A 13,541-nucleotide genomic window follows, 5' to 3' on the forward strand; every position below is an offset into this window, starting at 1 on the left:
CCCATCACCGATGCCCCGTGAATCCCGACCGAGGAGACGCAATGCAAATCCGCGAAATCGCCGCTTCGGACCTCGAAGCCGTCTACCGCCTGCTCGCTGCCAACGGATGGGCGCACCGGATTCCTGACGAGGCGTACCTCGGCAGGCTGGTAGCGGCGTCGCAGCACGCATGGGTCGCCGTGGTCGATGGAGCCATCGCCGGCTTCGCACGCGCCCTCACCGACGGGCTCTCGAACGGCTACCTGTCGATGGTGGTGGTCGCGGCGCCGTTTCGCGGACGCGGCATCGGCCGAGGGTTGGTCGAGCACATCGTGGGCGCCGAGGAGAACGTCACCTGGGTCCTGCGCGCAGGCAGGGACGGCGCGCCGGCTTTCTTCGCCAGGCTGGGCTTCGCGCCCTCGACGCTCGCGATGGAGCGGCCCCGCGCCGCACGGGGCTAGACTGTTCGCCCGTCAACCACGCTGCGAAAGGCAGGCCATTCATGAAACTCTGGTTGATTTCCATCGCGTGCATCGCAGCGGCCGGTGCCACCCACGCGGCCGAGAGCTGCGAGACCTTGCGCGCACAAATCGAATCGAAGATCAGCGCGGCGGGCGTCACGCGCTTCGCGGTGCTCACCCTCGATGCCGACACGCCCGCGGCCGGGCAGGTGGTGGGCAGCTGCGAACTGGGCACCAAGAAGATCGTCTATCAGCGCGATGTGGGGTCGGCGCCCGGCGCCGCAGTCCCGGCAACGACACCGCCCAGCACGCCCGAAGACAGCGACATCCTGACCGAATGCAAGGACGGCACGGTGTCCGTCGGCGGCACCTGCAAACGCTGAGCGCAGGCACACAGGGGCGCGGCGCGAAGAAGACGATGAACCCCTTCCTGCTCTCCCTGCCGCGGTTGTTCTTCGGCCTCGTCACGCTGGTGGCCGTCGGCTGGCAGTTGTCGATCCATGTGCGCATGGGCTTCGATGTCGTCAACTTCTTCAGCTACTTCACCAACCTGTCGAACTTGTTCGCCGCGTTCGTGCTGCTGCTGACGGGAGTGCACTTCTTGTCGGGCCGTGCGTCGTCCGCCTCGATGGACCGGCTGCGCGCCGTTTCGACCGTCAACATGGCGGTGGTCGGCATCGTCTTCGCGCTGCTACTGCGCAACGTGGACCTCGGCGCGCTGCTGCCGTGGATCAACACCTGGCTGCACTACGTGATGCCCTGCGCCGTCGTGCTTGACTGGCTGCTGCAGCCACCGCGCACGCGGCTGGGCGGCAGGCAACTGCTGGCGATCCAGATCTTTCCGATCGCGTACCTCGTCTACGTGCTGGCGCGCGGCAGCGCCGCCGGCTGGTACCCCTACCCCTTTCTCAACCCCGCGAACGTGGGCGGCTACGGCGGCGTGGCCGTGTATGCCGCGGGCATCGCGCTGACCTTCTTCGTCGGCGGCTGGGTGCTGCTGGCGCTGGGCAACAAACTCAAAAGGAGCAACGATGGCTGACAAGGTGCTGGTGTTCTATGGCTCGTACCGCTCGGACCGCATGGGCGTGCGGCTCGCGGACTTCATCATGGCGGGCCTGCGCGCACGAGGCGCCGATGCGGAGTTCATCGACGCCAAGGCGGTCGACCTGCCGATGCTCGACCGCATGTACAAGGAGTACCCCAAGGGCACGGCGCCCGAGGCCATGGAAGCGCTGGCGGAAAAGATCCGCACGGCGGATGCCTTCATCTTCGTGACCGGCGAGTACAACTGGGGCCCGCAGCCCGGCCTGAAGAACCTGACGGACCACTTCCTCGAAGAGTGGTTCTGGCGGCCCGCCGCGGTCGCGAGCTATTCGGCCGGGCGCTTCTCGGGCGTGCGCTCGGGGACGGTGTGGCACTCCATCCTGTCGGAGATGGGGATGGTGGTGGTGTCGAGCACGCTCGCGGTGGGGCCGATTTCGCAGACGCTGGATGAAGCCGGCCGACCGACGGGCAAGGCGGGCGAAGCGCTGGAGCGCGCCTTCCCTCGGTTCGCCGATGACCTGGCTTGGTGGACCGAAGCGGCGCGCGCGCAACGGGCGCTGAAGGCGCCGCCTTACTGACGCCGGGTCTGACGCAGGGCCGCGAGCACTTCGACCATCTTCTGCAGCGCCGCTTCGGGCGTTGCCTCGATGCAGATCGAGCACGCCAGCATCAGGTTCAACGGCTGGCCGAAGTCTTCGACCGCGATGCCGGTCGCGCTCTCGCGCAGCACGCCGTTCGCGTCGTGCGCGCATGGCAACGTCGCACGCGCACGGTCCGCATAGCTGCCCTCAGGCACGCCATAGGCCACGACCGGAATGCCCAGCGCCACGGCAGCGCCGACCTCGAACACCGTGCCCGAATCCGGCTCCGTTCCCCTGAAGGACGAGAGGTTCGCCACCACGCCGTCGGCGCTGCGAAGGCGCTGCATGTTGGCTTCGTAGATGCGCCTTTCCAGCGCGTCGGGCGATGGCTCTTCTTCACCATCGGCGGGCAGCAGCGCCGCCAGGCCCAGCGCATCGCACGCCACCTTGAGCCGCACGAAATGGGCCCTCGCATCCGGGCGAAAAACGTCCGGGCCCGCGAGATAGATCCGGGGGCGCGTCGGGGTGTCGGTGGGCTCGTCCATGGCGACAGCTTCGTCGATTTTTGGCCTCAGCTCAATATGCGACGAAGAACTGCATCCCGGCGCATCACTGCTGCGGCGGAGGCGGCAGCGGACGCGACCACAACCACGCAAGCACCACCGCCATGCACCCGATGGCGAGCACGGCCATCCACGCGCGATGGGCCGTGAACGACACGATGACGGCGCAGGCGGCCATCGTGAGGGTCGCGCTCCACTTGGCGCGGCGGCTCACGGTGCGGCCGTTCTCCCAGTTGCGCAGCAGCGGGCCGAAGATGCGGTGATTTCGCAGCCACGCATGCAGCCGCGGCGAGCTGCGCGCGGCGGCCCATGCGGCCATCAGGATGAACACGGTCGTCGGCATGCCCGGCAGCACCACGCCGATGAGCCCGAGGACGAGGCACAGCACCGCGAAGCAGTGCAGCAGCACGCGTGCCAGCAGGGACAGGGGCTTGGGGCCAGGGTTCAACGCAACGCTCTCGAAGGGGATCGGACGACAGCGATGGCCCGACCGGATCGGTGCCTTCGCCAGTGCCCATTCTTCACCAGCTTTCGATCGGCGCGCCAGCGAACCGGCATCGCGAGGAACAGGCAAGAACGCTGACGTCGCAAAGGCCCCTTACAGTCACGCGAACCACTGAAAGATCCGCATGCCCCGTCCCGTCCTCGAAGAAGCCCGCATCCACCCCGCCATTCGCACCAAGGTGGCCGAGAGCCGCCAGACCATCGTGCGCGAGGTCATGGCCGCGGTCTCGACCAACGACGTGGTCGTGGTGGGGATGGGCATCAACCCGCATCCGAAGGAGGCGCGCAAGGCGCTCGATGCAATCGGGCAGCCGTACAAGTACCTCGAATACGGCAACTACCTGAGCCAATGGCGCGACCGCAACGCGCTCAAGATGTGGACCGGCTGGCCGACGTTTCCGATGGTGTTCGTGAAGGGCACGCTGGTTGGGGGTGCTTCGGATTTGCAGAAGCTCATCGATGGCGGTGAGCTGAAGAGTCTTCTGGGCTGACCAATTGCGGCCGGGGCTGCGAGGTGACTGCGGTGAAGCAGCACCGCGCCTCAATGAAAGAAGACCAACACCGCACCCGCCAACGCACCGACCGAGAGGATGCCGAAAAGCCATACGGTGCCGGCGAGGTCGCCCAAGCCGAAGGCCGAATTCCAGCGCTTGAGTTGATGTTGCTCACTCAAGGGGATGTGAGCCACATCTTGACCCAGCCCTTTGGCCGTCTGCGAGTACGGCACCGAATCGGCCGGCGTCGAAAGACGCGCGGCGTCATAGGCAAGGTATGCGAACAGCGCTGAGGCAATCATCAAGAACCACGGAAGCATTGCTTGTCCTCAAGTTGGCGATGAATCATGCCTCAGGGTCGCCGGGGGCGACCCTGTGTATCAATGCGCCTTGCCTACCTCTTCGCACTGGCCTTCGATCTCGGCGTGCAGCATGCCAAGTGAGGCGATGGCCAACCGTTGAAGCGATGCGCGATCGGCCGCGCTGAGCAGTGGTGCAGGGCCGTTCGATGGATGCGCTTCGTCGCGTCGATCTTCATCCCACGCAAGCAATTCCATCAACGTGTACGCGCCCTGTACCACGTCGCGCGCGTCGTTGAGGAACAAGGCGTATCGCCGTTCTTTGTGGTCGAGCCCCTGAACGGGATTCCACACAAAGGGTTTGAACTGCGCACTGTCGTGCGCGTTGATTGATGACTCGGCCATTTTTGGCTCTCTCCCTGTCGATTCAGCTGTTGCTACAACCGCCGCCCGTACTGCAAGTAAAGGCGGCGGCTCGAACGGGTTAGCAGACCGGGAACCGCGTGCGAAACCGGCAGGGCGCGAGCCCTCCCATCCGAGCCGCCTAAAAAGAAAGCTGGAATAGAAAAAGCCGCAGGACCATTGCGGTTTGCGGCTTTCACCGCGGTTCGTTCTAGGCTGCTAAACCCGGCCTCGTTCGTCACAAGGCGAGTGGAATGTAGCGGTGGCGTTGCCCCTGAGTCAATCGATCCCGGACATCAGGCGAATGTTGCGCCAACAACTGCACGAAATCTCAGCTACCTCCGGCCGATCAATGTCTCTGCATCAAATTGACTTGCATCGCGTTTCGCAGAATCAGGCAAGAACCCCGTTCGATCCGGATACCGCTCCAACCCCCATCCGCACGAAACTTCTCTCCATGCCCGGCGTGCCCTTCGCGCCATGGCCCACCACCCAGCACGAGGAGTTTTGTATGAGCGCAATCCAGGAAAAAGTCGTCCTCATCACCGGTGCGAGCAGCGGTATCGGCGAGGCCACCGCGCGGCTGCTGGCGCGGCGTGGGGCCAGCGTGGTGCTCGGGGCGCGGCGCACCGACAAGCTCGAAGCCCTCGCGGCCGAGATCAACGCCACGGGCGGCTCGGCGAGCTTCCAGCATCTCGACGTGACGCACCGGCCCAGCATGGAGGCCTTCGCCGAATTTGCCTTCGACACGCACGGGCAGATCGACGTGCTGGTCAACGCGGCGGGCGTGATGCCGATGTCGCCGCTGTGGAACCGCAAGATCGAGGAGTGGGAACTCATGATCGACGTGAACCTGCGCGGCGTGCTGCTGGGCATCGCGGCGGTGCTGCCGACGATGCAGTTGCAGGGCTGGGGCCACATCGTCAACGTGACGCCGGTATCCGCGCAGGGCGTGACGCCTGAGGCGGCCGTGTACCACGGCACGCAGTACGCGGTGAACGCGGTCTCCGAGGGGCTTCGGCAGGAGCACGAAGGGCGCCTGCACGTCACGGTGGTGAGCCCCGACGTGACGGGCCTGGCCGACCCGCTGGCCGAGCGCCTCGCCGCGAGCTATCGCTTCGAGCGCATGCACACGCGGCGGCGTCTTGCCACGCCGGCCGAGAGCGTCGCGCGATCGGTGGCCGGTGCCATCGAGGGCTACGGCATCACGATGCCTGTGCGGCCCGGCACGATAGCCAGGCCCGCCGCGCACGCTTGGTGATCGGCGGCTCGGCCAGCTCGGCGAACAGCGCCCGCGTCAGTAGGTCTTGTACGGCAGGAACTTGCCCGACAGCACCACGTTGACGCGGTCGCCCTTGGGGTCGGCCTGGCGCTGGATGTCCATGCTGAAGTCGATCGCGCTCATGATGCCGTCGCCGAACTCCTCGTGGATCAGCTCCTTGATGGTGGTGCCGTACACGCTCACGATTTCGTACCAGCGGTAGATGAGCGGATCGGTCGGCACGGGTGTGGCGAGCGAGCCCTTGTAGGGCACGACCTGGAGCCACTTCTGCTCTTCCACGGTGAGGCCGAAGATCTTGCCGATGACCTTGGCCTGCTTGTCGTCGAGCGTCATCTGGCCGAGGCACGCGGCGGTGGTCCATTCCTTCGACTGGCCGACCTTCCTGGCCACGTCGGCCCACTGGATGCCCTTGGACACCTTCACGGTGATGATCTTCTCGGTGACGTCGTTGCGGTTCATGCTGCCTGGCTCCTGGGGTATGAAAGGGATGGGGAGGACAAGCAACAGACATGCCCAGCTGACTTGCTCCCTCCCCCTCTGGGGGAGGGCTGGGGTGGGGGCACGCGGCCTTCAAAAAAGCATTGCGCCTGTGCGAAGGCCTGCCCCCATCCCAACCTTCCCCCAGCGGGGGAAGGAGCAATGCGGATCAGCGGTCCCAGCGGAACTTGCGCTCCGACTCCGCGATCGGCTGGTCGTTGATGCTCGCGTAGCGCTTCTGCATCAGGCCGTTCTCGGCGAACTCCCAGTTCTCGTTGCCGTGGCTGCGGAACCACTGGCCCGCGGCGTCGTGCCACTCGTACTCGAAGCGCACCGCGATGCGGTTGTCCATGAAGGCCCAGAGCGTCTTCTTCAGGCGGTAGTCGGTCTCGCGCTCCCACTTGCGGGTGAGGAACTCGACCACCGCTTCGCGGCCGTTGACGAAGTCGGCGCGGTTGCGCCACTCGGTGTCGGGTGTGTAGGCCAGGCTCACGCGCACCGGGTCGCGGGTGTTCCAGGCGTCTTCGGCGGCCTGGACCTTCTTGGTGGCGGTCTCCAGGGTGAAGGGCGGCAGCGGCGGGCGGGATTCCATGAGCGGGCTTTCGGTGGTTGAGGGGTTGTCGAGGCCCGCAATGTGCCACGAAGTAGACAGGTCTGTCTACATGCCTAGGAACTGCCTAGAATTGGCGACATGGACATCTCCGCATTGCCCGCGCGCGAGCGCATCCTGGTCACCTCGCACGACCTCTTCTATCGCGACGGCATCCGCGCCACCGGCATCGACCGCGTGATCGCCACCTCGGGCGTCACCAAGGTCACTTTCTACCGGCACTTCCCTTCCAAGGACGACCTGGTGCGCGAGTTTCTCGACTACCGGCACACGCGCTGGATGGCGTGGTTCGTCGATGCGCTCGGCCGGCGCGGCGCGCACGAGCGCGCGGGCCACAGCAACGCCCTCTTGCTGCTGGCCGACGTGATGGCCGAATGGTTCGCCGACCCGGTGTTCCGTGGCTGCGCTTTCATCAACGCAACGGCCGAAGTGGGTGGCAGCGTGGAAGGCGCGCTGGAGCGCTCGCGCGAGCACAAGCGAGAGATGGTCGAGGTGATCGCGGGCCTGTTGCCTTCGCAACTGCCCGCGCGCACGGCGCTCGCGCAGGCTGCGGGCATCGGCGTCGACGGCGCGATCATCAAGGCCCAGATGGGCGACGCCGCCGTGGCGCGCGAAGCTGTCGAGGACCTGCGGCGATTGCTGGAGGCGCTGGTGGCCTCCGCAAAATAGTTACTTCACGACCATCAACGTGAACGGCCACACATAGGCCTGCAGCGTCACGTAGAAGCCCACCAGGCACGCGAGCGCGATGGAGTGGAAGAACACGTAGCGCAGGATCTCGCCCTCATGGTTGAACCAGCGCGTGGCGGTGGAGGCCACCACGATCGACTGCGCATCGATCATCTTGCCCATCACGCCGCCCGAGCTGTTGGCCGCGCCCATGAGGTTGGGGCTCAGGCCCAGCTGGTCGGCCGCCACCTTCTGCATGCCGCCGAAGAGCACGTTCGATGCGGTGTCCGAGCCCGTGAGCGCCACGCCGAGCCACCCCATCAGCGTGCCGAAGAACGGGTAGAACACGCCGGTGTTGGCAAAGGCCAGGCCGAGCGTCGTATCGAGCCCCGAGTAGCGCGTGAGCGTGCCGAGCGCGAGCATCAGCATGATGGTGAGCAGCGAGAACTTCACCAGCCACAGCGTGCGGCCGTAGGCGGCCACGAGCTGGACCGGGTTGTACTTCATCACCAGCCCGCCCACGATGGCGGCCATCAGGATGCCGGTGCCCGTGGCCGAGAGCAGCAGCAGCTGGTACACCGCGCCCTCCTTGGTCGGCTTGGGCACCACCGGCGCCACCTTCTCGATCATGTTGTGCAGGCCGTCAATGGGGAAGTTGGGCGCGAAGATGCCGTTGAGCCAGGTCTTGACCGTGGGCAGGCCCCAGATGAACACGAACACGGTGAGGATGATCCACGGCGTCCAGGCGCGGATGACCGCGGCGCCCGAGTGCTTCGCGGGCGCAGCGACCGGACCGGCTTCGCCGCCGTCTTTCTCGTGGCCCTTGAGCGAGACCGAGGTCCACACCGTTTTGGGTTTCCACACGCGCAAGAAGAGCACCAGGCACGCCATCGAGACGAGGGCCGCGATGATGTCCACCAGCTCCGGCCCGATGTAGTTCGACACCAGGAACTGCGGGATCGCGAACGACAGGCCCGTCACCAGGATGGCCGGCCACACCTCCATCATTCCCTTGCGCCCCGCGAAGGCCCAGATGAGCCAGAACGGGACCAGGAGCGAGAAGAACGGCAGTTGCCGCCCGATCATCGCGGTGACGGCCATCAAGTCGTAGCCGTGCACCTTGGCCAGCGTGATGACCGGCGTGCCCAGCGCGCCGAACGCCACCGGCGCGGTGTTGGCGATGAGCGAGAGCCCCGAGGCCGCGAGCGGCGAGAACCCGAGGCCGATGAGGATCGCGGCCGTCACCGCCACCGGCGTGCCGAAGCCCGCCGCGCCCTCGAAGAAGGCGCCGAAGGCAAAGGCGATGAGCAGCAGCTGCAGGCGCCTGTCTTCGGTGATGCCCGCGATGGAGTCCTGCAATACCTGGAAGCTGCCGTTCTGCTGCGTGAGCTGCTGCAGGAAGATGATGTTCAGCACGATCCAGCCGATGGGCAGCAAGCCCGTGATGCCGCCGAGAAATGCCGCCTTGCCCGCCATGTCGGCCGGCATGCCGAAGGCGAAGACCGCGATGATCACGGCGCTTAGCAGGCCGAGCCCCGCCGCGTAATGCGCCTTCACATGCAGGAGCCCCAGGCTCACGAGCATGACCACCACCGGTATCGCGGCCAGTGCCGTCGATACCACCATATTGCCGAACGGGTTGTAGACCTGTTGCCAGACCATGGGTTTGTCTCCTGTTGGATTTGGTTATGAGACGGTGTGCTTGACGCACCGAAAAATCGCCGAAGGCAACACAAGACAAACGAGAAAGACGCCACGAGCCACCGACAGCGATTCGCTAACATCCTACCCCCGGGCACCCAACAACAGATGGCATCGACGCGACTCCCCTCGACCCAGGGCCTGCAGGCCTTCGAGGCCGTCGCACGGCTGCGCAGCGTGAACCTCGCGGCCGAGGAACTGAGCGTGACGCCCAGCGCGGTGAGCCACCGCATCCGGCAGCTGGAGACGCAGCTCGAACTCAAACTCTTTTCGGGCAACGACTTCGGCCTGAGCGCCGAAGGCGTGGCCTACCTGGCCCGTGTGCGCGAGGCCATTGCGGCGCTGCAGCAAGTGCCCGGCCGCGAGCCCGCGTCGCAGGTGCGGCGGCTGCGCGTGGCGGTAACGCCCACGTTTTCCCGTCAGATGCTGCTGCCGCGGCTCGCGCGCTTTCGCGATGCCTATCCGAACATCGAGCTCATGCTGCAGGTGACCATGCCGGTGCGCAACATGACGGCCGAGGAGGCCGACCTGGAACTGCGCTTCGGCACCGGCCCCTTCCACGACCGCGAGTTCTGCCAGCTCCTGGCCGACGACGTGGCGCCCGCGTGCAGCCCCGCGTACCTGCAGCGCCACGGCCCGTTCGAGGGCTTTGCGACCGATGCGGAGGTCTCGCGCGTGCAGCTGCTGCGCACGCCGCTCGAATCGTGGCGCACCTGGTTCAAGGCGCACGGCATCGGCCTGCCGGAGCCGGCCACGGGGCACCAGTTCAACGACCTGGGCCTGGCGCTCGATGCGGCGGCCGAAGACTTCGGCGTGGTGCTCATGCACCTGAAGCTGGGCAGCGCCTGGCTGGAGAACGGGCGCCTCGTGCGGCTGTCGGCCGAGAGCGTGCCCTCGCCCAACGCCTACTTCCTGTGCTGGCGGCCGGGGGCGATGGAGCGGTGGGAGTGCGCGACTTTCGTCGAGTGGCTGCGGCAGGCCCTGCGGGACTGACCGGCCGAGCGGCCGGCTGAATTCTTTTCAGGTCCGCCTCCGGTATTTTTCAGATCGATGCCCGTTTCGGGCGCCACACTCGGCCCGCGGCGGAGCCTGCCCATAATGCCCGCTCGCGCGATCGAACAAACAGAGGCAACCCAGGAGACTCCCCCGTGGCCGACCTTTCCAAGATCACCAACATCGAAGACCTGCGGGTGATCGCCAAGCGGCGCGTGCCGAAGATGTTCTACGACTACGCCGACTCCGGCGCATGGACCGAGGGCACCTACCGCGCCAACGAGAGCGACTTTCAAAAGATCAAGCTGCGCCAGCGCGTGGCCGTGAACATGGAGGGCCGCTCCACCCGCACCACCATGATCGGCCAGGACGTGGCCATGCCCGTGGCGATCGCGCCCACGGGCCTCACGGGCATGCAGCACGCCGACGGCGAGATCCTCGGGGCCCGCGCGGCCAAGGCCTTCGGCATTCCGTTCACGCTCTCGACCATGAGCATCTGCTCGCTGGAAGACATCGCCGAGAACACCGACCGCCACCCCTTCTGGTTCCAGCTCTACGTGATGAAGGACCGCGACTTCATCGAGCGCCTGATCGAACGCGCCAAGGCCGCCAACGTGACCGCGCTGCAGCTCACGCTGGACCTGCAGATCCTCGGGCAGCGCCACAAGGACATCAAGAACGGCCTCACCGCGCCGCCCAAGCCCACGATCAAGAACCTCATCAACCTCGCGACGAAACCCGCCTGGTGCATGGGCATGCTGGGCACCAAGCGCCGCACCTTCGGCAACATCGCGGGGCATGCCAAGGGCGTGAAAGACCTGTCGTCGCTCTCGTCGTGGACCGCCGAGCAGTTCGATCCCGCATTGAGCTGGGCCGATGTCGAATGGATCAAGAAGCTCTGGGGCGGCAAGCTCATCCTCAAGGGCATCATGGACGTGGAAGACGCGCGCCTTGCGGCCTCGAGCGGCGCCGATGCGCTCATCGTGTCGAACCACGGCGGCCGCCAGCTCGATGGCGCGCCCTCTTCCATCGCCGCACTGCCGGCCATCGTCGAAGCGGTGGGCAGCGAGATCGAGGTGTGGATGGATGGCGGCATCCGCAGCGGGCAGGACGTGCTCAAGGCCCGCGCGCTCGGCGCCCGCGGCACGATGATCGGCCGCAGCTTTCTCTACGGCCTCGGCGCCCACGGGCAAGAGGGCGTGACGCGCGCGCTGCAGATCATCCACAAGGAACTGGACATCACCATGGCCTTCTGCGGCCACACGCAGATCGACACGGTCGATTCGAGCATCCTGCTGCCGGGTACCTTCTAGGTCCAGGGGCGTTCATGGCCCTCTCGGGGGTAGGCAGATGCGGTTCTTACTGACACGAGCCAGCCCCATGCAGGGGCAAAATGTTGCAGCGACAACAACATAGCCGGCCTGCACGGCGGCACAGCCATCATGAGCGCAGTCACGCCCACCCAAGGAGGCCAGGCGGCCTCTTCGTCCAATCCCCCGCACTACACGGCCGAAGAAAAACGGCACCGCGTCTTCGCCATCATGGCGGCCTCCTCGGGCAACCTGGTCGAGTGGTTCGACTTCTACGTGTATGCGTTCTCGGCGCTCTACTTCGCGCCGGCCTTCTTCCCCAAATCGGACCCCACCGCGCAGCTGCTCAACACGGCCGGCGTGTTCGCGGCCGGCTTCCTCATGCGGCCCATCGGCGGCTGGCTCTTCGGCCGCGTGGCCGACAAGCTCGGGCGCAAGACCTCGATGCTCATCTCGGTGACGATGATGTGCGCCGGCTCGCTCGTCATCGCGTGCCTGCCGACGTATGCGCAGATCGGCGCGTGGGCGCCCTTCCTCCTCTTGGTGTGCCGCCTGTTCCAGGGCCTCTCGGTCGGCGGCGAATACGGCACCACGGCGACCTACATGAGCGAGGTGGCGCTTCGCGGCCAGCGCGGTTTCTTCTCGTCGTTCCAGTACGTGACGCTCATCGGCGGACAACTCCTCGCGGTGCTCGTGATCGTGGTGCTCGAGCAGTTGCTCACCGAGGCCGAACTCAAGTCGTGGGGCTGGCGCATTCCGTTCGTGATCGGCGCCATCGCCGCGGTCGTCGCGCTGCTGCTGCGCCGCACGCTGCATGAAACGCAGAGCGCCGAAGCCAAGGCCAACAAGGAGGCCGGCAGCATGGCCGGGCTCTTCAAGCACCACACGCCCGCGTTCCTCACGGTGCTGGGCTACACGGCCGGCGGTTCGCTGATCTTCTACACCTTCACCACCTACATGCAGAAGTACCTGGTGAACACGGTGCACCTGCCAATCAAGACGGCGAGCTATGTGATGACCGGTGCGTTGTTCGTCTACATGTGCATGCAGCCGGTGTTCGGCGCGCTGTCGGACCGCATCGGGCGGCGGACCAACATGCTGCTGTTCGGTGGCCTCGGTGCGCTCGCGACCGTGCCGATCCTCACGGCGCTGCAGTACACGACGAGCCCGGTGCTGGCCTTCGTGCTGATCATCGCGGCGCTGGCGATCGTGAGCTTCTACACCTCGATCAGCGGCATCGTGAAGGCCGAGATGTTCCCGCCCGAAGTGCGGGCGCTCGGCGTGGGCCTGGCCTATGCCGTGGCCAACGCGATCTTCGGCGGATCGGCGGAGTACGTGGCGCTGGGGCTCAAGTCACTGGGGCACGAATCGGCGTTCTTCTGGTACGTGAGCGGGATGATGGTGATCGCGTTCCTGGTGAGCCTGCGGCTGCCGAAGCAGGCGAGCTACCTGCATCACGATCATTGATCGGCGGGGCGTCTCTGGAGGCTCTCCATGTAGACGCAGAACATGTCGGCCATCGAATCCGCCCAGGCCGCGATCTGGGCGTAGGTTCGGGGGCTCTCCGAAAAGTCTTTGCCCACCGCGCTGAGCGTCGCAATGATCAGGTCGCCCGCCATGGCGCGCGTGGCGCCTGAAGCCGCCGGCAGTGCCTCGGCCATGAACACGCGGACGATCTCGTCGCCCGCGGCGCGCACCTCCTGCGCCTCGGGTGCGTCCCGATAGAACGGCGCCGCATCGCCTAGCGCCGTTCGCACTTCCGCTTCTTCGCACTCCGAGCGAATGAACGCATGCGTGAGCAGGCGCAGGCGCTCCAGCGCGGGCCGCTGCGCATCGCCGAGGATGCCGCGCATCATCTCCGTCGTCTGCCGCCATTCGTCGCTCTGCAGGCGAAACAGGATCGACGCCTTGTTCGGGAAATATTGGTACACCGACCCGACGCTCACGCCGGCCCGCTCGGCGACGCGCGTCGTCGTGAAGCGGTGCACCCCCTCCTTCGCCAAAACCTGAATAGCTGCCTGAAGAATGGCCCCAAGGAGGTCGGCCGAGCGCGCCTGCTTGGGCTGTCTGCGAGAGGAGATCGGGGTGCTTCGGCGGTCGGTCATGGCGGTGCTGCGGAACGCGAATGGAAAACATGAAGGGTTCTTCATATTATTTCGCATCTGCTTTTCA

18 protein-coding genes are annotated in these 13,541 nt (G+C 66.1%); 10 read left to right on the forward strand and 8 right to left on the reverse strand.

Going from position 1 to position 13,541, the window contains the following annotated elements:
• Positions 1–41: 41 nt before the first annotated feature.
• From JC881_RS11065 to JC881_RS11080, 4 genes are read left to right on the forward strand one after another with little or no spacing between them, the layout of a single operon-like run.
• Complete coding sequence (locus JC881_RS11065; protein WP_198785761.1) at positions 42–440, forward strand: GNAT family N-acetyltransferase; 399 nt, start codon at positions 42–44, stop codon at positions 438–440.
• Positions 441–481: 41 nt separating this feature from the next.
• Entirely contained in the window at positions 482–823 is a 342-nt protein-coding gene (locus tag JC881_RS11070) for a DUF1161 domain-containing protein (protein ID WP_198785762.1), read from the forward strand.
• 35 nt (positions 824–858) lie between these two features.
• Entirely contained in the window at positions 859–1,479 is a 621-nt protein-coding gene (locus JC881_RS11075; RefSeq protein ID WP_198785763.1) for a Pr6Pr family membrane protein, read from the forward strand.
• A complete protein-coding gene (locus JC881_RS11080; RefSeq protein WP_198785764.1) occupies positions 1,472–2,062 on the forward strand; it encodes an NADPH-dependent FMN reductase in 591 nt (196 codons plus the stop codon). The genes JC881_RS11075 and JC881_RS11080 overlap by 8 nt, the downstream gene beginning before the upstream one ends.
• Here JC881_RS11080 and JC881_RS11085 read toward each other — a convergent pair.
• Positions 2,056–2,610, reverse strand: a complete 555-nt coding sequence (locus tag JC881_RS11085; protein ID WP_198785765.1) for a nucleoside 2-deoxyribosyltransferase — start codon at positions 2,608–2,610, stop codon at positions 2,056–2,058. The two genes, JC881_RS11080 and JC881_RS11085, sit on opposite strands and share 7 nt — an antisense overlap.
• Before the next feature lie 64 nt (positions 2,611–2,674).
• Positions 2,675–3,076 carry a YbaN family protein gene (locus JC881_RS11090; RefSeq protein WP_198785766.1) on the reverse strand — a complete coding sequence of 134 codons (402 nt, stop codon included), beginning with the start codon at positions 3,074–3,076 and terminating at the stop codon, positions 2,675–2,677.
• 181 nt (positions 3,077–3,257) lie between these two features.
• Between JC881_RS11090 and JC881_RS11095 the strand changes: the two genes are divergently transcribed.
• Positions 3,258–3,623, forward strand: coding sequence for a glutaredoxin domain-containing protein (locus tag JC881_RS11095; protein ID WP_198785767.1), 366 nt, complete (start codon positions 3,258–3,260; stop codon positions 3,621–3,623).
• 50 nt (positions 3,624–3,673) lie between these two features.
• Here the strand turns inward: JC881_RS11095 and JC881_RS11100 are convergent, their stop codons facing one another.
• Positions 3,674–3,946 carry a hypothetical protein gene (locus JC881_RS11100; protein WP_198785768.1) on the reverse strand — a complete coding sequence of 91 codons (273 nt, stop codon included), beginning with the start codon at positions 3,944–3,946 and terminating at the stop codon, positions 3,674–3,676.
• Between the two features lie 60 nt (positions 3,947–4,006).
• Positions 4,007–4,330, reverse strand: coding sequence for a hypothetical protein (locus tag JC881_RS11105; protein ID WP_198785769.1), 324 nt, complete (start codon positions 4,328–4,330; stop codon positions 4,007–4,009).
• Between the two features lie 508 nt (positions 4,331–4,838).
• On the opposite strand from JC881_RS11105, the gene JC881_RS11110 reads away from it, so the two are divergent.
• Complete coding sequence (locus JC881_RS11110; RefSeq protein ID WP_198785770.1) at positions 4,839–5,588, forward strand: SDR family oxidoreductase; 750 nt, start codon at positions 4,839–4,841, stop codon at positions 5,586–5,588.
• A gap of 36 nt (positions 5,589–5,624) precedes the next feature.
• Here the strand turns inward: JC881_RS11110 and cynS are convergent, their stop codons facing one another.
• Both cynS and JC881_RS11120 read right to left on the reverse strand, forming a co-directional pair.
• Positions 5,625–6,068, reverse strand: coding sequence for a cyanase (cynS, locus tag JC881_RS11115; RefSeq protein ID WP_198785771.1), 444 nt, complete (start codon positions 6,066–6,068; stop codon positions 5,625–5,627).
• 187 nt (positions 6,069–6,255) lie between these two features.
• Positions 6,256–6,678: a nuclear transport factor 2 family protein gene (locus JC881_RS11120; RefSeq protein WP_198785772.1), complete on the reverse strand. Its 423-nt coding sequence runs from the start codon at positions 6,676–6,678 to the stop codon at positions 6,256–6,258.
• Between the two features lie 99 nt (positions 6,679–6,777).
• Here JC881_RS11120 and JC881_RS11125 point away from each other — a divergent pair, with 99 nt between their 5' ends.
• Positions 6,778–7,365 carry a TetR/AcrR family transcriptional regulator gene (locus tag JC881_RS11125; protein ID WP_198785773.1) on the forward strand — a complete coding sequence of 196 codons (588 nt, stop codon included), beginning with the start codon at positions 6,778–6,780 and terminating at the stop codon, positions 7,363–7,365.
• Here JC881_RS11125 and JC881_RS11130 read toward each other — a convergent pair whose 3' ends face one another.
• Positions 7,366–9,027, reverse strand: a complete 1,662-nt coding sequence (locus JC881_RS11130) for an L-lactate permease (RefSeq protein ID WP_198785774.1) — start codon at positions 9,025–9,027, stop codon at positions 7,366–7,368.
• Positions 9,028–9,174: 147 nt separating this feature from the next.
• On the opposite strand from JC881_RS11130, the gene JC881_RS11135 reads away from it, so the two are divergent.
• From JC881_RS11135 to JC881_RS11145, 3 genes are all read left to right on the forward strand, one after another.
• Entirely contained in the window at positions 9,175–10,059 is an 885-nt protein-coding gene (locus JC881_RS11135; RefSeq protein ID WP_198785775.1) for a LysR substrate-binding domain-containing protein, read from the forward strand.
• A 155-nt stretch (positions 10,060–10,214) separates the two neighbouring features.
• Positions 10,215–11,372: an alpha-hydroxy acid oxidase gene (locus JC881_RS11140; protein ID WP_198785776.1), complete on the forward strand. Its 1,158-nt coding sequence runs from the start codon at positions 10,215–10,217 to the stop codon at positions 11,370–11,372.
• Between the two features lie 129 nt (positions 11,373–11,501).
• Entirely contained in the window at positions 11,502–12,836 is a 1,335-nt protein-coding gene (locus tag JC881_RS11145; protein WP_198785777.1) for an MFS family transporter, read from the forward strand.
• On the opposite strand, the gene JC881_RS11150 is transcribed toward JC881_RS11145, so the two are convergent.
• Positions 12,830–13,474 carry a TetR family transcriptional regulator gene (locus JC881_RS11150; RefSeq protein ID WP_198785778.1) on the reverse strand — a complete coding sequence of 215 codons (645 nt, stop codon included), beginning with the start codon at positions 13,472–13,474 and terminating at the stop codon, positions 12,830–12,832. The two genes, JC881_RS11145 and JC881_RS11150, sit on opposite strands and share 7 nt — an antisense overlap.
• Between the last annotated feature and the right edge of the window lie 67 nt (positions 13,475–13,541).

The organism is Variovorax sp. IB41 (assembly GCF_016405905.1).
In the GTDB taxonomy this organism is placed as follows: domain Bacteria; phylum Pseudomonadota; class Gammaproteobacteria; order Burkholderiales; family Burkholderiaceae_C; genus Variovorax.